20 protein-coding genes are annotated in these 16,860 nt (G+C 63.8%); 17 read left to right on the plus strand and 3 right to left on the minus strand.

The window, feature by feature from the left end:
• Nucleotides 1–86 precede the first annotated feature (86 nt).
• Together rimM and trmD are read left to right on the plus strand one after the other, a co-directional pair.
• Nucleotides 87–686 carry a ribosome maturation factor RimM gene (gene rimM, locus NKI16_RS16060; RefSeq protein WP_352572228.1) on the plus strand — a complete coding sequence of 200 codons (600 nt, stop codon included), beginning with the start codon at nt 87–89 and terminating at the stop codon, nt 684–686.
• Entirely contained in the window at nt 683–1,381 is a 699-nt protein-coding gene (trmD, locus tag NKI16_RS16065) for a tRNA (guanosine(37)-N1)-methyltransferase TrmD (RefSeq protein WP_352572229.1), read from the plus strand. The genes rimM and trmD overlap by 4 nt, the downstream gene beginning before the upstream one ends.
• Here trmD and NKI16_RS16070 read toward each other — a convergent pair.
• Nucleotides 1,363–2,115, minus strand: coding sequence for a sulfite exporter TauE/SafE family protein (locus tag NKI16_RS16070; RefSeq protein ID WP_352572230.1), 753 nt, complete (start codon nt 2,113–2,115; stop codon nt 1,363–1,365). The genes trmD and NKI16_RS16070 overlap by 19 nt on opposite strands.
• A 382-nt stretch (nt 2,116–2,497) precedes the next feature.
• Here NKI16_RS16070 and rplS point away from each other — a divergent pair, with 382 nt between their 5' ends.
• The 5 genes from rplS (at nt 2,498) to leuC (ending at nt 7,512) form a co-directional block, all read left to right on the plus strand.
• Nucleotides 2,498–3,037, plus strand: a complete 540-nt coding sequence (rplS, locus tag NKI16_RS16075; protein WP_352572231.1) for a 50S ribosomal protein L19 — start codon at nt 2,498–2,500, stop codon at nt 3,035–3,037.
• Between the two features lie 256 nt (nt 3,038–3,293).
• Nucleotides 3,294–4,091, plus strand: a complete 798-nt coding sequence (locus NKI16_RS16080; RefSeq protein WP_031212709.1) for a transporter substrate-binding domain-containing protein — start codon at nt 3,294–3,296, stop codon at nt 4,089–4,091.
• 266 nt (nt 4,092–4,357) lie between these two features.
• Nucleotides 4,358–5,173 (plus strand): amino acid ABC transporter permease, encoded by an 816-nt coding sequence (locus NKI16_RS16085; RefSeq protein ID WP_352923218.1) that lies wholly within the window; start codon nt 4,358–4,360, stop codon nt 5,171–5,173.
• A 51-nt stretch (nt 5,174–5,224) separates the two neighbouring features.
• Nucleotides 5,225–5,860: a class I SAM-dependent DNA methyltransferase gene (locus tag NKI16_RS16090; protein ID WP_352620380.1), complete on the plus strand. Its 636-nt coding sequence runs from the start codon at nt 5,225–5,227 to the stop codon at nt 5,858–5,860.
• A gap of 242 nt (nt 5,861–6,102) precedes the next feature.
• Nucleotides 6,103–7,512 (plus strand): 3-isopropylmalate dehydratase large subunit, encoded by a 1,410-nt coding sequence (leuC, locus tag NKI16_RS16095; protein WP_352782332.1) that lies wholly within the window; start codon nt 6,103–6,105, stop codon nt 7,510–7,512.
• A gap of 57 nt (nt 7,513–7,569) precedes the next feature.
• Here leuC and NKI16_RS16100 read toward each other — a convergent pair whose 3' ends face one another.
• Complete coding sequence (locus NKI16_RS16100; RefSeq protein ID WP_352782333.1) at nt 7,570–7,881, minus strand: hypothetical protein; 312 nt, start codon at nt 7,879–7,881, stop codon at nt 7,570–7,572.
• Nucleotides 7,882–8,042: 161 nt separating this feature from the next.
• Between NKI16_RS16100 and NKI16_RS16105 the strand changes: the two genes are divergently transcribed.
• Together NKI16_RS16105 and NKI16_RS16110 are read left to right on the plus strand one after the other, a co-directional pair.
• The gene (locus NKI16_RS16105; protein WP_352782335.1) at nt 8,043–9,239 is read left to right on the plus strand and encodes a GGDEF domain-containing protein; all 1,197 of its coding nucleotides are present in this window, start codon (nt 8,043–8,045) and stop codon (nt 9,237–9,239) included.
• A 76-nt stretch (nt 9,240–9,315) separates the two neighbouring features.
• Nucleotides 9,316–10,536, plus strand: a complete 1,221-nt coding sequence (locus NKI16_RS16110) for a GGDEF domain-containing protein (RefSeq protein ID WP_352470793.1) — start codon at nt 9,316–9,318, stop codon at nt 10,534–10,536.
• Here NKI16_RS16110 and NKI16_RS16115 read toward each other — a convergent pair.
• Nucleotides 10,520–10,879 (minus strand): hypothetical protein, encoded by a 360-nt coding sequence (locus NKI16_RS16115; protein WP_352450158.1) that lies wholly within the window; start codon nt 10,877–10,879, stop codon nt 10,520–10,522. The genes NKI16_RS16110 and NKI16_RS16115 overlap by 17 nt on opposite strands.
• 254 nt (nt 10,880–11,133) lie before the next feature.
• On the opposite strand from NKI16_RS16115, the gene NKI16_RS16120 reads away from it, so the two are divergent.
• The 8 genes from NKI16_RS16120 to NKI16_RS16155 all read left to right on the plus strand — a co-directional run bounded on the left by NKI16_RS16120 (nt 11,134) and on the right by NKI16_RS16155 (nt 16,834).
• Nucleotides 11,134–11,514, plus strand: coding sequence for a hypothetical protein (locus tag NKI16_RS16120; RefSeq protein WP_352450157.1), 381 nt, complete (start codon nt 11,134–11,136; stop codon nt 11,512–11,514).
• A 242-nt stretch (nt 11,515–11,756) separates the two neighbouring features.
• Complete coding sequence (gene sdhC / locus NKI16_RS16125) at nt 11,757–12,176, plus strand: succinate dehydrogenase, cytochrome b556 subunit (RefSeq protein ID WP_292663224.1); 420 nt, start codon at nt 11,757–11,759, stop codon at nt 12,174–12,176.
• Nucleotide 12,177: 1 nt separating this feature from the next.
• Entirely contained in the window at nt 12,178–12,573 is a 396-nt protein-coding gene (sdhD, locus tag NKI16_RS16130) for a succinate dehydrogenase, hydrophobic membrane anchor protein (protein WP_292663226.1), read from the plus strand.
• A gap of 4 nt (nt 12,574–12,577) precedes the next feature.
• The gene (gene sdhA / locus NKI16_RS16135) at nt 12,578–14,416 is read left to right on the plus strand and encodes a succinate dehydrogenase flavoprotein subunit (RefSeq protein WP_023679766.1); all 1,839 of its coding nucleotides are present in this window, start codon (nt 12,578–12,580) and stop codon (nt 14,414–14,416) included.
• Nucleotides 14,417–14,423: 7 nt separating this feature from the next.
• On the plus strand, nt 14,424–14,735 hold the full coding sequence (locus tag NKI16_RS16140; RefSeq protein WP_352572235.1) for a hypothetical protein: 312 nt from the start codon (nt 14,424–14,426) through the stop codon (nt 14,733–14,735).
• 1 nt (nt 14,736) lies between these two features.
• Nucleotides 14,737–15,174 (plus strand): DUF3052 domain-containing protein, encoded by a 438-nt coding sequence (locus tag NKI16_RS16145; RefSeq protein WP_352578114.1) that lies wholly within the window; start codon nt 14,737–14,739, stop codon nt 15,172–15,174.
• Nucleotides 15,174–15,953: a succinate dehydrogenase iron-sulfur subunit gene (locus NKI16_RS16150; RefSeq protein ID WP_292663232.1), complete on the plus strand. Its 780-nt coding sequence runs from the start codon at nt 15,174–15,176 to the stop codon at nt 15,951–15,953. The genes NKI16_RS16145 and NKI16_RS16150 overlap by 1 nt, the downstream gene beginning before the upstream one ends.
• Before the next feature lie 239 nt (nt 15,954–16,192).
• Nucleotides 16,193–16,834, plus strand: coding sequence for a YceH family protein (locus tag NKI16_RS16155; RefSeq protein ID WP_352623517.1), 642 nt, complete (start codon nt 16,193–16,195; stop codon nt 16,832–16,834).
• Nucleotides 16,835–16,860 lie beyond the last annotated feature (26 nt).

Consider the following 16,860-nt stretch of genomic DNA (forward strand, 5'->3'; position numbering starts at 1 on the left):
GGCACGCGGGTTAGGAAGCGGTGAAGAGCGGCGTCATTGAAATGACGACGGGCTGGGGTTAGAGCAAGGCAAAGGATTTTCCGCAGATGATCAAGCCGCAAAACCCCGTCCAGATGGCCGTGATCGGTGCCGCGCATGGCATCAAGGGCGAATTGCGCGTCAAGAGCTTTACCGGCGACCCGCTGGCGCTGGCCGATTACGGTCCGCTCTACGCCAGGGATGGCCGCGCCTTCCAGATCGTCGACATCAGGCCCGCCAACACCGTGGTGGTGGTGCGGTTCAAAGGCGTCAACGACCGCAATGCCGCCGAGGCGCTGGCCGGCACCGAATTGTTCGTCGACCGTTCGGTGTTGCCCGATGAGGGCGAAGAGGATGAATTCTACCATGCCGACCTCGTCGGACTGGAGGTCAAGGATGACATCGGTGCCATCATCGGCAAGGTCGTCACCGTGCATAATTTCGGCGGCGGCGACATTCTCGACGTGACGCTGGCGGGGCGCAAAGGCGTGCTCATCCCGTTCACGCAGGCCGCCGTTCCGGAAGTGTCGATCGCCGGCGGCTTTGTCCGCGTTGATCCAGCCGCCGCAGGGTTGGTCGAGGACGAGGACGGCGAGCCTCCCGCTGACGACGGTTTCGACCCCAAGGGCAGGCCGCGCGGGCCGAGGGACGCCGGAGGCAACCGGTGAGTTTTTCGGCTTCGGTGCTGACGCTCTATCCCGACATGTTTCCCGGCGCGCTCGGCCTGTCGCTGGCCGGCCGCGCGCTCGAGACCGGCATTTGGTCGCTCGAAACGATCCAGATCCGCGACTTTGCCAGCGATCGTCACCGTACCGTCGATGACACGCCGGCCGGCGGCGGCGCCGGCATGGTGATGCGGGCAGACGTGCTGGCCAGCGCCATCGACCATGCCTCGCCGGCAGCCGATCCACGTCCGCGCCTGCTGATGAGCCCGCGCGGCAAGCCGCTGACGCAGGCACGGGTGCGCGAGCTCGCCGGCGGGCCGGGTGCGGTGATCGTCTGCGGCCGCTTCGAAGGCGTCGACCAGCGGGTCATTGAATCGCGCGGCCTCGAGGAAGTTTCGATCGGCGACTTCATCCTGTCCGGCGGCGAGCCGGCGGCACTCGTGCTGCTCGACGCCGTGGTGCGCCTGCTGCCCGGCGTCATGGGCAATGCGGTATCGGGCGAGGAAGAGAGCTTTGAAAACGGCCTGCTCGAACATCCGCATTATACGCGGCCGCAGGAGTTCGAGGGCCGGCCGATTCCCGAAGTGCTGATTTCGGGCAATCACAGGAAGATCGCGGCTTGGCGGCGGGCCGAAGCGGAGAGGCTGACGAAGGAGCGACGGCCGGATCTTTCAGCCGCTCAGCCCTTGTCGAAATAGTAGAAAGCCAGGAACAGGCCGACGGCGATGACGAAGCCGCGCACCGCGTTCTGCGGCACGCGCCTAGCGATCCAGACGCCGGCATAGCCGCCCAGCGCGCCACCCGGGATCATGATGATCGCCTGCAGCCAGGCAATGACGCCGCCCGAGACGAAGACGAGGATGGCAACCGCAGCGATGACCACGGCCAGCATGTTCTTCAGTGCGTTCAGCCGGTGATAGTCGCCGGACTGGGTGAGACCGAGCGTCGCCAGCATCATGACGCCCATGCCGGCGCCGAAGAAGCCGCCATAGGCGGCGGTGGCGAACTGCGCCAGCGACCCGACCAGAGAACCCACCGCGGCCTCATGCTCCGGCTTGGGCGCCGGCTTCAGCCATGGCCCGGCAGCAAACAATGCGGTTGCCGCCAGCAGCAGCCACGGCACCAAGGCGCGGAAGGACGGGTTGTCGAGCCCTAGAAGGATGAGCGCGCCAGACAGCGCACCGAGAGCCGAAATGAGGCTGAGCAGCAGTGCGCCGCGCCAGAAATGCTTGATGTCGTGCCAATAGGCGAGCGTCGAGGTGATGTAGCCGGGGAACTGCGTCACCGACGATGTCGCATTGGCGACGATCGGCGGCAGGCCGGCCAGGGTCATGGCGCCAAAGGTTATGAACGTGCCGCCGCCGGCAACGGCATTGACCGCGCCTGATAGAAAGCCGGCGAGAAAGAGCAGGACCGCGTCCAAGATTGGCATGAGGGGTGTCGTCGCTGGAGGAAAATGCTTATCTTCCGGCTTAGGAAGCTTGACGCGCGGGCGCAACCCCCTGGACCACAAGCGATCACGGGATTGCCACAGCGGGCGCCAGCCCAAGAAGCAGCGCAAAAAAGAAACGGCCCAAAAAAGAAACGGCGAAGACGTGACAAAGCGCCGAAATAGCTGTATGTGCGCGCCGAACCGGAAGAAAAATCTGCCAAGAGCGATCTTCTGGCCCGTCAACAATGACGGTGTAGTCGCCCCTGCCCGATGTTCTCGAACAGACGTTCTCGAACGAAGGGCATAGCCGAGCGGTCGATGCGACTGCAAGGCGAGTGTCGGGCGCTCTGACTGTCGGAAGAACAAGAAGTGGATTTTTGAGATGGACATCCTCCGTCAGATCGAGGCCGAGCAGGCCGCCAAGATCGAAGCCAAGCGCAAGCTCCCCGAATTCCAGCCCGGCGATACCGTGCGCGTCCAGGTCCGTGTGACCGAAGGCACCCGCACCCGCGTCCAGGCCTATGAGGGCGTCGTCATCGCCCGCGCCGGCGCTGGCTTCCAGGAAAACTTCACCGTCCGCAAGATCTCCTACGGCGAAGGCGTGGAGCGGGTGTTCCCGGTCTATTCGCCGATGGTCGAGGGCGTCGAGATCGTGCGCCGCGGCAAGGTGCGTCGCGCCAAGCTGTACTATTTGCGAGACCGTCGCGGCAAATCGGCCCGCATTTCGGAAAACACCGGCGTGCGCGCCCGCAAGCTCAACGACGAAGAGCGCGATGCGCTGAACGCCGAGAAGGCGCGCATCGAGGCCGAGAAAGTGGCCGCCGCCCAGGCGCTGGCCGCCGAGAAGGCCGCGCAGGACGCCGCCGAGAAGAAGGCCGCCGACGAGGCCGCCAAGGCCGCGGAAGCAACTGCCGCCGAATAAGGCGTCTTCAAAACTCATGGTTTTGGAAAGGCGGCTTCGGCCGCCTTTTTATTTCACGAGGTGGATTCGATTTTGCCGGTCCGCAATCGATACGGATCGTTCTGTAATTGCCGCCGTTGAAAGCATTGGAATTCATTTTCGTGCCGAGCGGCGCATCAGAGCGGCTTGCAAGGCGCCTGCGGAAAGCTAAAGTCGGCGCCGGATTTCCTGCATGCCTCGGTCGATCGAGGCGGTTCAGTTCCTGGGGAGCATAGTCATGATCAATTCGAAACTGCTGCTGGCCGGCCTGCTGGCTTGCCTTCTCGTGCCGGTCGCGGCTCTGGCGCAGGCGCTGCCCGACCTCGGCGGCAAGAAGGTGGTGGTGGTGACCGAAAACGCCTATCCGCCGCTGCAGTTCATCGATGCCAAGACCGGCAAGCAGATCGGTTGGGAATATGACGCGATGAACGAGATCGCCAAACGGCTGAATTTCAAGGTCGAGTACCAGAATACCTCTTGGGACGCGATGATCCAGGCGGTTTCCGACAATCAGTACAACATCGGCATGACCGGCATCACCATCAAGGACGACCGCAAGCAGAAGGTCGATTTCTCCGATCCGTATATGCGCTCGGAACAGTTCATGCTGGTGCGCGGCGACGAGAAGCGCTTCACCGATGCAAAGACGTTCGCCGCCTTCAAGGACGGGCTGATCGGCGCGCAGGCCGGCACCACGCCCTTCTACACCGCCGTCTACAGCGTGCTCGACGGCAACGAGCAGAACCCGCGCATCAAGCTGTTCGAGACGTTCGGCGCGACGGTGCAGGCACTGAAGGCCGGCGACGTCGACGTCGTGCTCACCGACGGCACTGCCGGCAAGGGCTATGTCGATGCGTCCAATGGCGGCCTTAAGCTGATCGGCGGCCCACTCGGCACCGAGGATTTCGGCTTCATCTTCCCCAAGGGCTCCGACCTGGTGAAGCCGGTCAACGCGGCAATCGCCGCGCTCAAGGCCGACGGTACGCTCGACGCGCTCAACAAGAAGTGGTTCCTTGATTACAAGATGGGGCAGTAGGCCCGCTTGTTGCGCGCATTTCATGACGATTGTGCGCGGGAACTCGCGCTGACTCTGCGCTCGTACACCCCCCTCTGTCCTGCCGGACATCTCCCCCTCAAGGGGGGAGATCGGATTTCGCATCGGCTTTCGCCAATTTTCAGTGTTGCAGAACGGGCCGCGAGGTCAAAGCTGCCGATCTCCCCCCTGGAGGGGGAGATCGCCGGCAGGCCAGAGGGGGGTGTGACAGAACGCTGCCTTCGTGACTCTGTTATCGGTACCGCTTGATGCCGTCGGCGCCTCTCGCCTCAGCCAAATCCGACTTCCCGTGGTGGCTTGCCGTGGCCGTGGCGATCGCCTTGGCCGCCGCCATCTTCATCGCTGCCAGCGACCTCTATGCCCAGGTCTTCGCAACCGTCGCCAAGGGCATCGGCGTCACCATCTTCGTCACGGTGGTCGCCTTCGCGCTGGCTTGCGCGATCGGCCTCGGCGTCGCGCTGATGGGCCTGTCGGGCTCACGCTGGCTCAGCCAGATCGGCCGCTTCTACGTCGAGATCATCCGCGGCGTGCCGATGCTGGTGCTGTTGTTCTGGATCGCCTTTGCCGGGGCGCCGGCCTTCGTCGCGGCATGGAACGCGCTGACGGCGCCGCTGCAAAGCGCCGGCCTCTTCGGTGAGCTGCTGGTACGCGACGTGTCGTTGCTTTGGCGCGCCGTCATGGCGCTGACCATCGGCTATTCCGCCTTCATCGCGGAGGTGTTCCGCGCCGGTATCCAGGCGGTCGAGAAGGGGCAGATCGAGGCGGCCAAGGCGCTCGGGCTGACGCGCACCGAGCGCTTCCGGCTGGTCATCTTTCCGCAGGCGATCCGCACCATCCTGCCGCCGCTCGGCAATGATTTCGTCGCCATGGTCAAGGATTCCTCGCTGGTCTCGGTGCTCGGCGTCGCCGACATCACCCAGATGGGCAAGATCTACGCCGCCGGCTCGTTCCGCTTCTTCGAAACCTATTCGATCGTCGCCTATATCTATCTCATCCTCACCGTCGGCCTGTCGTTGGCCTTGCGGGCGCTGGAGAAGCGGCTCCGCCACCAGCATGGGGAATAGAAGGCAGGCGAAAACGGCGCTACCATCGAGCGGACGCGACCGGGGAGGACCATGATCATCGACAAGGCCAATGCGGCGCTGGAAGCGGTCTATACGGCCGACACGCCTGAGACGCTCGCCAAGGCCTATGCGCAATGGGCCGCGACCTATGACGGCGAAACCGCGGCCCTCGGCTATCTCCTGCCGTTCCTGATCACCGCCTGGGTGGCGCGCCATGCGCCGCCGGGCGAAGGGCCGCTGCTCGACGCCGGTTGCGGCACCGGCCTGTCGGGGCCGTCCCTGAAGGCACTCGGCTACCACGATATTGCCGGGCTCGACCTGTCGCAGGACATGCTGAAAATCGCCGGCAGCCGGCAGGCCTACAGCGAGCTGAAACAGGCGATGCTCGGCGGGCCATTGCCTTGGGCGGACGGGTATTTCCGCGCCTTTTTCTCGACCGGCGTGTTCACCATCAGCCACGCACCGGCGTCGGGCCTGCATGAACTGGTACGCATCACCAGGACGGGCGGCCACGCCATCTTCACGGTCCGCGACCAGGTGTTTGAAAGCGGCGGGTTTCAAGCCGTGTTTGGCGAACTGGAGCAGGCGAAAAAATGGCGGCCGGTCGAGGAGAGCCCGTGGTTCCGCTGCTACGCAATCGCCGAGCCCGACGCGCTGGTGAAGACCTTCGTGTTCGAGGTGCTGTGAGCGAAGGCAGACGCGATTGCTGAAAAGCCAAAACATTGATATGAGCAGCGCCATGGAAGAGCTTTTTGGCGATCCGGCCTATAAAGGTTTCGTGCTGCAGGACAGGAAGCGCCTGCCGTCGCGATTTTCCGCGCGCGTCTGCGGGGCGCTGACCAGCCGACTTAGCTAGGGCAGACTCGCCAGGCTGTTTCGCCGGTCCGACCGGCGTCGTTTTCCCTTTTTAAATCGACGGATTTACGCACATGAGCGCACCGCGCACCCTCTACGACAAGATTTTCGACGACCATGTTGTCGATCGCCAGGACGACGGCACCTGCCTGCTCTATATCGACCGCCATCTGGTCCACGAAGTCACCAGCCCGCAGGCTTTCGAAGGCCTGCGCATAACCGGCCGCAAGGTTCGGCATCCGGAAAAGACGCTGGCCGTGGTCGACCACAATGTGTCGACCTCGCCCGAGCGCAAGTTCGGCATCAAGAACGAGGAAAGCCGCATCCAGGTCGAGGCGCTGGCCAAGAACGCCAAGGATTTCGGTATCGAATATTATTCCGAGAAGGATATCCGCCAGGGCATCGTCCACATCATCGGTCCCGAGCAAGGCTTTACGCTGCCCGGCATGACCATCGTCTGCGGCGACAGCCACACCTCGACGCATGGCGCGTTCGGGGCGCTGGCGCATGGCATCGGCACCTCGGAAGTCGAGCATGTGCTGGCGACGCAGACGCTGATCCAGCGCAAGGCCAAGAACATGCTGGTGCGCGTCGACGGCGCACTGCCGGAAGGCGTCACCGCCAAGGACATCATCCTCGCCATTATCGGCGAGATCGGCACGGCCGGCGGCACCGGCTATGTCATCGAATATGCCGGCGAGGCAATCCGTGCGCTGTCGATGGAAGGCCGCATGACGATCTGCAACATGTCGATCGAAGCCGGCGCGCGCGCCGGCCTGATCGCGCCCGACGAGACCACCTTCGCCTATGTCAAGGACAAGCCGCGCGCCCCCAAGGGCGAAGCCTGGGATGCCGCGCTCGCCTACTGGAAGACGCTGCAGTCCGACGAAGGCGCGCATTTCGACAAGGTGGTCGTGCTCGACGCGGCAAAGCTGCCGCCGATCGTCTCCTGGGGCTCCTCGCCCGAGGACGTGGTCTCGGTGCAAGGCATCGTGCCGAACCCGGACGACATCACTGATGAGAACAAGCGCACCTCCAAGCAGCGCGCACTCGACTATATGGGCCTGAAGCCGGGCACCAAGATCACCGATATCGAACTCGATCGCGTCTTCATCGGCTCCTGCACCAATGGCCGCATCGAGGATCTGCGCGCCGCCGCCAAGGTGATCGAGGGCAAGAAGGTCAATCCGCGGGTCAGTGCGATGATCGTGCCGGGCTCCGGCCTGGTCAAGGAACAGGCAGAGGCCGAAGGCCTCGACAAGATCTTTGTCGCCGCCGGCTTTGACTGGCGTGAGCCGGGCTGCTCGATGTGCCTTGCCATGAACGACGACCGGCTGAAGCCGCATGAGCGCTGCGCCTCGACCTCGAATCGCAATTTCGAGGGGCGCCAAGGCTTCAAAGGCCGGACGCATCTGGTGTCGCCGGCAATGGCCGCGGCGGCGGCGATCGCCGGCCATTTCGTCGACATCCGCGAGTGGAAATAGGGCAGGCGCGCGCAGTCGGATATGAGGAGCCGAGCCGCAATGCGGTTCGGGCATTCTTCAGTCGGGCCGCCTGACGAATTCGTGGAATCCCTCACGACGGCCGGGTTGGTCCTTTGCGACGACCAGCGCCAGTTGGCGCTCGTCGAAGAGTTTGAACCATTCGTCCCATTCGACCAGTTCGTAGCCGCCGGCATTGACCGGGCGTTCGGCCTCATCCTGGTCCTGGTAGGCATGCTGGCCGAAGACCAGCCTCAGCATGGGCTGCGTTCCGGCTTCGGGCGACACGTCGACGATCGCCGGAAAGCCGGCGCGTGCCGCGGCCCATGAGCGAATTGCATCGTGATTGGTCAGCATGATCGTGTCGGCCATCGGAGCGTCTCCTGGTTGCCGTCGTGAAACGCCGCTCGCCGTTCGCGGTTCCGCCCAGCGGCTTTGTCGACGCACCTGTCGTATATTCGATTTCGCTTAACCGCTTGTTTGGGCTTCCGCTCTAAGGTCCTCCAAGGGGAAGCGAGGGGAAATTACAGCGCTTGGACACCGACCTGCTCATAGCGCTGCTCAATCCAGGCATCGCCCTCACACTCGGCGCGGCATTTCTCGTGCTGTGGTTCTATCAGCGCCACCGTCCCTATCTGGCTGTGCTGGCGGCGGGCTACTCGGCCTCGGCCGCAGGCTTCCTGCTCCAGTATTTCACGCTGCCGGTCGGCATGGCACCGACCAAGCTCATCTCGATCCTGTGCTTCACCTTCGCCACCTGCTGTCTCGCCGGCGCGGTCATTGCGCGCTATGGGCGGCGCGTGCCTTACCCGGCGGTCGGCATTCTGGCCTGCGGCGGCCTGGCCGCGTTCTCGTGGTTTCTTTTTGCCCGGCCGGATCTCACCTGGCGTATCCTTGCCATCAATTTCAGCTTCGGCGGCATCAGCCTGGTTGTCGCCGCCGAGTTGCGCGTGGTGCGCAACAACGGCCCGACAGAAATGATCCTGTTCGTGCTGTCGCTGCTTTCCGGCCTGAACTTCCTGGCGCGGACGCTTGCCGTTGTCATCGCGCATGGGCCGTTCACCAGCTATGAAGGGCTTTACTCCTCGTCCTACTGGACGACGGCTCTGCTGTCGCATGCATTGCTGTCGCTGCTTATTGCGCTTTGCCTGTTCGGCGCCGCCGCGCTCGATGTGATGAAGGCCCTGAAGACCGAAACCCTGACAGACCCGCTGTCGGGCCTGCTCAACCGCCGCGGCTTCGAGGAGCGCGCCGTGCTTGTCCTGCAGCACTGTGCCACGACGCAATTGCCGGTTGCGCTGGTGCTTGCCGATCTCGATCATTTCAAGGCGCTCAACGATCAGCATGGCCACGCGGCCGGCGATCGCGTCATCGCCGACTTCGCTGCCAAGCTTTTGTCGGCTGCAGGTACGCGCGGCGTTGCCGGCCGTATCGGCGGCGAAGAGTTCGCCGTGCTGTTGCCGCTCAGCGACCTTGGCGCGGCAAGACTGTTTGCCGAAGCCATTCGCACGGTCTATTCGGCGGGCAGAATCGACGGACTTCCGCCCGACACAAGAGTGACCGCGAGCTTCGGCGTGGCCGCCCGCACCAGCGACGAAGGGCTGGACCCGCTGATGCGCCGCGCCGACGAAGCGCTCTACAAAGCCAAAAGGAGTGGCCGCGACAGCGTATACCTGTCCTATCAGCGGCCTGAAACGGTCGTCCTTCCCAATCGGACCAGTGCTGGCTGAGCGTCAGCGGCGGCTTCGAATTAACGTCTTTTTCGCGCGTTGGTGATTTGCTGTTCGGGGGGAGTGCCAAAACGCCATGGGCAGCGCTAATTTCATCCTGCTGATTAACCTGTTCGTTGCCGGGCTGCTGGCGGCGGCCTTCATGACGATCGCGGTCTATGACGCCGGCCGGGTGTCGGCACGCTGGCTGGCGTTCGGCTATGTGCTCGGCACGGCTTATTTCGCGATCGAGTTCAGCATTCCTGCCTTCGACAATGCGCGCCCCGTGGTTGTCGCCGCCTTTGCCGCCTTCCTTGGCGCTACCGTCGCCTTCAATGGCGGGCTTGCCCATAAATACCGCGTTTCGCCGCCTTGGCCGCCGATGCTGTTCTTCCTGGTCTTCGCCACCCTCGCGGTCTACTTCGTGCAGGACCTGCCACGCCAATCCTTTGTGCGAATGGCGGCCTACCAGCTTCCCTATGCGGCCATGCAGTTCACCGGGCTGGCGATCGTCTTGTCGTCCAGGCAAAGACGCGAGCGGCTCGACTATATGCTGATGGCTGTCCTGGCGGCCAGCACCTTGCAGTTCGCCAGCAAACCCTTCATCGCCCATGCGCTTGGTGGCTGGGGCGCCAATCCGCAATCTTATGCGCAGACCAGCTATGCGTTGGTGTCGCAGTCGGTCGGCACCGTGTTCGGCCTGGCGCTTGCGCTGGTGACATTGGCTATCCTGGTCCGCGACGTGCTCGCCGAGGCGACGTCGAAATCGGAAACCGACACGCTTTCGCGGCTGCTCAACCGTGGCGGCTTCGAGCGCCATGCCGAGATCGCACTGCGTGACGCCATGCGGCGCGCCGTTCCAGCGGCACTGGTCATTGCCGATCTCGACCATTTCAAGCGCATCAACGATACTTACGGCCACGCGTCGGGCGATCGGGTCATCGAGACCTTTGCCGGTTTTCTCCGCGATGCCGCGGCCGACCATCATGTCGCCGGCCGCATCGGCGGCGAGGAATTCGCTATTTTCCTGCCGGGGACCAATCTAGCCGCCGCCCGGCTCTTTGCCGAGGGCACGCGTAGCGCCTTCGGTGCCACGCCGATCGACTGCCTGCCCGCGGATCACCGCTGCAGCGCCAGCTTCGGCGTTGCCGAGCTTGGTCCGGGCGAAAGCTTTTCCGACCTGCTGCGGCGCGCCGACAAAGCGCTCTATCAGGCGAAGGGCAGCGGTCGCGATTGCGTGCGTGTCTCGGTGGGGCCGGCTGTTGCCCTGCCGGCGCCGTCAACCAAGGGCGGCGTGGCCGTCAGCGGCAGGGGCTGAGCTCCGGCATTTCGCCGTCGGAGAGGCCGTACATATAGCTGCGGCCCTTGACGAAAACCGGCGGCCTATAGCAGTCGCCGCCGCGGACATCGTCCGATTCGTTTTCGTAGATCACGTCGGGCTGGCCGGCGCTGGTGTAGTCGGACAATTCCTTGGCCAGCTTGCCCTCGCCAACGAGGATACGCTTGTAGCCGGCGGCGCTGTCGATGACGAGATTGCCGAAGGAATCGGCATAGACGCGGTCATGATGGCGCGTCCCGGCGAATGCCGGTGCGACGACGCCGACGGCGAGCGCCGCCAATAGGAACCAGGGAAGGCGCGATCCTGCTGAATTCGAATGCATGGCGTGCTGCTCCATTGCTGAGAGGCAAGCCTCCTCGAATCAGAAATTAACCTTTTATTAACCTTTGTTAAGAGGGCAACCGCAGCAGGGGCGAGGTCTCGGAAAATATGGTTAATACTCGATCGCCCACCGGCCATCATTCGGCCATGCCTTGTTCCCACCATCCCCAGCATCGGGCGCGACTCAAAAAGCATGAAATCCGGTGGCTTGCCGGAGCATCGCGGCGGGCTCGATACGCGGGGGGAAAGCAGCAAATGAGATTACGCCGCACGTTTCGGATGGCGTTGGCCATTCCGCCGCTGCTGGCTGCCGCCGCCTGCGCGCCGCAGACCAGCGCGCCCAAGCTCGGCAACACGGCCGCCGCTTCCGTGTCGCTTGCTCCCGCCGCTAGCGAACCGACGGCACCGCAGCCGCGCACAGCTACTTACAACTGCGCCGACGGTAGCGTGATGACCATCGAGAATCTCGGCACGTCGGTGCGCGTCCTCGGCCAGAACGGCGCCAGCGCCGAGCTGCCGGCGTCACCGGCCAATCAGACCAGCCGTTACGGCGAGGCGCATGACGCAATCGTGATCGATGGGCGTGAGGCGCTGGTGATGAAGGGCGGTGCATCACCGCTGGCCTGCAAGCGCTGATCCGCCCCTTGCGCCAGCCATATTTTGCAGTGCGGCGACATTGTGCCGGCGCAAGGCGACAGCCCTAATCGATTGAAGATGAAAGCCTTGCTTTCATCAGACTAAATTACGTTTTCGAAACGGTTTTCCGGCTTTGACGCGGTGCAAAAAGAGCATTAGAAACCGGCTGTCCGAAGTCGCAACCGGAAGCGGTAATGCCGCATTCCCACCTGAGGCTCCAGAGACGCCGAACTGGGGGAGCCATGAGCAAATCACCAGCCACCCGCGAATTTGCCAGACGTGAACGGCCGCTTTCGCCGCATCTGACCGTCTATCGGCCGCCGATCACCATGACGATGTCGATCGTCCACCGCATCACCGGCGGGGCGCTCTATTTCGGCACGCTGCTGGTCGCGCTGTGGCTGATGGCGGCGGCGAGCTCGGAGGCGACCTTCAATGCCGTCAACTGGGCCTTCGGCTCGTGGCTGGGACGGCTGGTGCTGTTCGGCTACAGCTGGGCGCTGATGCACCACATGCTGGGCGGTGTGCGCCATCTTATCTGGGACACTGGGGCAGGGCTGGAAAAGCATACCGCATCGAGGATCGCCTGGGCGACGCTGGCCGGCTCGGTCACGCTGACGCTGCTGATCTGGATCGCCGGCTACATGGCGCGGGGAGCCTGACATGAACGGCAAGAACACCGACATGCGCACGCCGCTGGCCAAGGTCCGCGGCCTCGGTTCCGCCCGCGAGGGCACCGGCCATTTCTGGCGCCAGCGGCTGACGGCGATCTCCAACATCCCGCTGGTCCTGTTCTTCGTCGGCTTCCTGATCGCACTCAACGGCGCCAGCTATCTCGAGGTGCGCGCCGCACTTGCCAATCCGTTCGTTGCACTGGTGCTGGCGCTGGTGCTGTTGTCGGTGCTCTACCACATGCGGCTCGGCATGCAGGCGATCATCGAAGACTATGTGCATGGCGAAGGCACCAGGCTGGCGCTGCTCGCCCTCAACACATTCTTTCCCGTAGTCGTCGGCGTCGCTTCGGTCTTCGCCCTGCTTAAACTGGCATTTGGAGGCTGATTTTTTGGCCAAGGACGCGAAGAACGCCAACACGGCTTCCGCCTATAGCTATGTCGATCACAAATTCGACGTCGTGGTCGTCGGCGCCGGCGGCGCCGGCCTGCGCGCCGCGCTCGGCATGGCCGAACAGGGCCTGCGCACCGCCTGCATCACCAAAGTGTTCCCGACGCGCTCGCATACCGTTGCGGCGCAGGGCGGCATCGCCGCCTCGCTCGCCAATATGGGTCCCGACAACTGGCAGTGGCATCTCTTCGACACCGTCAAAGGCTCAGATTGGCTGGGCGACACCGACGCTCAAGAATACATGGTGCGCGAAGCGCCGGCGGCGGTCTACGAGCTCGAGCACTACGGCGTTCCCTTCAGCCGCACCGAGGACGGGAAAATCTACCAGCGGCCGTTCGGCGGCATGATGATGAATTTCGGCGAGGGGCCGCCGGTGCAGCGCACCTGTGCGGCCGCCGACCGCACCGGCCACGCCATGCTGCACACGCTCTACGGTCAGTCGCTGAAGCACAATGCGCAGTTCTTCATCGAGTATTTCGCGCTCGACCTGATCATGGAGCCGGACGGCACCTGCACCGGCGTCGTCGCCTGGAACCTCGACGACGGCACCATCCACCGCTTTTCGGCCAAGATGGTGGTGCTGGCGACCGGCGGCTATGGCCGCGCCTATTTCTCGGCCACCTCGGCGCATACCTGCACCGGCGATGGCGGCGGCATGGCCGCACGCGCAGGCCTGCCGCTGCAGGATATGGAGTTCGTGCAGTTCCACCCGACCGGCATATACGGCGCCGGCTGCCTGATCACCGAGGGCGCGCGCGGCGAGGGCGGCTATCTCGTCAATTCCGAGGGCGAGCGCTTCATGGAGCGCTACGCGCCGTCAGCCAAGGATCTGGCTTCGCGCGACGTGGTTTCGCGCTGCATGACGCTGGAAATCCGCGAGGGCCGCGGCGTCGGCCCGAAGAAGGATCACATTTTCCTGCATCTCGACCATCTCGACCCGGCCGTTCTGCACGAGAGGCTTCCGGGTATTTCGGAATCGGCAAAGATCTTTGCCGGCGTCGACCTGACCAAGGAGCCGATCCCGGTGCTGCCGACGGTCCACTACAATATGGGCGGCGTGCCGACCAATTACTGGGGCGAGGTGCTGAACCCGACGGCGTCGAATCCGGACCAGGTGTCGCCCGGGCTGATGGCGGTCGGCGAAGCCGGCTGCGCCTCGGTGCACGGTGCTAACCGGCTGGGCTCCAACTCGCTGATCGACCTGGTGGTGTTCGGCCGTGCGGCGGCAATCCGGGCCGGCCAGGTGATCGACCGCACATCGGCGATCCCTTCGCCCAACGAGGCCGCCGTCGAAAAGATCATGGACCGCTTCGACCGGTTGCGTCACGCCAACGGCTCGACGCCGACAGCGGTTTTGCGCGAAAAGATGCAGAAGGCGATGCAGGAGGACGCGGCGGTGTTCCGCACCCAGGAATCGCTGGAAAGCGGCTGCAGGCGCATTTCGCAGATCTGGGGTGAACTCGGCGACGTCAAGGTGTTCGACCGCTCGATGATCTGGAACTCCGACCTGGTCGAGACGCTGGAGCTGGAAAACCTGATGGCCAACGCCATCACCACCGTCTACGGCGCCGAGGCGCGCAAGGAAAGCCGCGGCGCGCACGCGCGGGAGGACTTTTCGGCCCGCGACGACGCCAACTGGCGCAAGCATACGCTGGCTCGGCTCAACGAGGCCGGCGAGGTGGCGCTCACCTACCGGCCGGTGCACACCGAAACGCTGCTTAAGGAAGCAGACGGCGGCATCAACCCGGCCAAGATCGCGCCAAAGGCCAGGGTGTATTGAGGTCATGATGAAACATCTGATCGCCTTGGCATTTCTGGTTGGCGTCGGAGTGCACTCGGCGTCTGCCGAGACGGTCTATATCTATGACAACGCTGACAAAATCTCGAAAATGGTGAATGATATTCCCGTTTGGAAAGATGCCGCCACGGCCCAATCGTCAAGTCGAAATTTTTATTCCAAGAACGTCGGGCACATCAGATGTCTGGCAAGGCCTCCGGCCAGTGGCGCACTAAAGCAAATCGGGAAAGCATTTGAAGTGCGCGTATATGCCCGCTGTACCGGCTTCGTGAACGCCCTCTACGTTCATACGGAGAAGTAGAATGGCGTCGGCGGCAGCAGGATATTCCGGCACGCCTCTTCCGGCCAAGCTCGGCCTGAAGGACGGGATGACCGCGGCCTTCATCGCGCTGCCGGCGGAACTGGACGATCTGGCCGACGCCGTCGGTTTTGCCGGTGTCGACCGGCTGGCCGACTGGTCGGCGATTTCTGGCATTCGCCGGAAATATGATGCCGTTCACGCCTTCACCAGGCAGCGTGTCGAGATCGAGGACCGTCTCGGCGACGTCGAAGCGGCGATCAAGCGGGACGGCATGGTCTGGGTGTCATGGCCGAAGAAGGCATCGAAAGTGCCGACCGACGTCACCGACGACGTTATCCGCACAGAGGCGCTGAAGCTCGACCTCGTCGACGTCAAGGTCGCCGCCGTGAACGAGATCTGGTCCGGGCTGAAGCTCGTCATCCGAAAGGACCTGAGGTAATGGTCGAACTCACGCTTCCGAAAAACTCGAAGATCATGGCCGGAAAAACCTGGCCGAAGCCGGAGGGCGCGACCAATCTGCGCGAATACCGCATCTACCGCTGGTCGCCGGACGATGACGAGAACCCGCGCATGGATACGTATTTCGTCGACATGGACGATTGCGGGCCGATGGTGCTCGACGCGCTGCTCTGGATCAAGAACAAGATCGACCCGACGCTGACGCTGCGCCGCTCCTGCCGCGAAGGCATTTGCGGCTCGTGCGCCATGAACATCGACGGGTCGAACACGCTGGCCTGCACCAAGGGCTGCGACGACATTTCCGGCGCGATCAAGGTCTATCCGCTGCCGCACATGGCTGTGGTCAAGGACCTGGTGCCCGACCTCACCAATTTCTACGCCCAGCACGCCTCGATCGAGCCGTGGCTGAAGACGGTGTCGCCCGAGCCGGCCAAGGAATGGCTGCAGAGCCATGAGGACCGCGAAAAGCTCGACGGGCTCTACGAGTGCATATTGTGCGCCTGCTGCTCGACCTCCTGCCCGAGCTACTGGTGGAACGGCGAGCGCTATCTCGGCCCGGCGACGCTGCTGCAGGCCTATCGCTGGCTGATCGATTCCAGGGACGAGGCGACGGGCGAGCGGCTCGACAATCTCGAAGACCCGTTCCGGCTCTATCGCTGCCACACCATCATGAACTGCGCCCAGACTTGCCCCAAAGGGCTCAACCCGGCCAAGGCGATCGCCGAGATCAAGAAGATGATGGTGGAGCGACGGGTGTAGGCGGCGGGCGAGTTGCAGCCGAGATCGTCTCGTCCGCAGCGATCCTTCGCGCCCCCCTCTGTCCTGCCGGACATCTCCCCCTCAAGGGGGGAGATTAGCAGCTTGGAGGACAGCGCCCTTTCTGCAGCCTTGAAAAGTGGCGAAGCGGTGATGACAGCCAATCTCCCCACTAGAGGGGGAGATGTCCGGCAGGACAGAGGGGGGCGCTGTCCCGCCGAGTTCGAAAGGATAGCAAACTTATGACCGATATCGACCTTCCCATCCTCTCTCCCATCGAAGCCCGCGTGCTCGGCTGCCTTATCGAGAAGAAGGAGCTGACGCCGGACGTCTATCCGCTGACGCTCAATGCGGCACATGCGGCGGCCAACCAGAAGACGGCGCGCGAGCCGGTGATGTCGGTCGAACTTGGCGAGGTCAGAAGAGCGCTTGGCCAGCTCGAGCAGAAGGGCCTAGTCAGGCAGGTGTTCGCGTCGCGCGTCGAGCGCTACGAGCATGTGGTGGCGCAGCGCTTTTCCCTGACCTCGGCGCAGATCGCGCTGCTCGGCCTGTTGCTGCTGCGCGGCCCGCAGACGGCCTATGAATTGCTGGCGCGAAGCGAGCGCATGGCGCGGCTGCCGTCGATCGACGAGCTTCGCGGCAATCTCGATCTGCTGATCGGCCGCCGGCCACCGCTGGTGCAGCAGATCGATCGCGGCCCAGGCCAGCGCGAGGATCGCTATGTCCATCTGCTCAGCGGGTCGCCGCAGCTGTCGGCTGCCGCAGCGCCCCTGCAGTCGTCCTCGCCGGCGTCGGATCTGGAGACGCGCGTGCAGGCCCTCGAGGAAGAGGTCGCGGCATTGCGCGCCCGCCTCGACGCGCTCGTTGGCGAAAAAAGCCAATAATCATTCGAGAGGTTGGCGGGACAGCG

The sequence above is a fragment of the Mesorhizobium sp. M0698 genome (assembly GCF_040320455.1).
Lineage (GTDB): Bacteria > Pseudomonadota > Alphaproteobacteria > Rhizobiales > Rhizobiaceae > Mesorhizobium.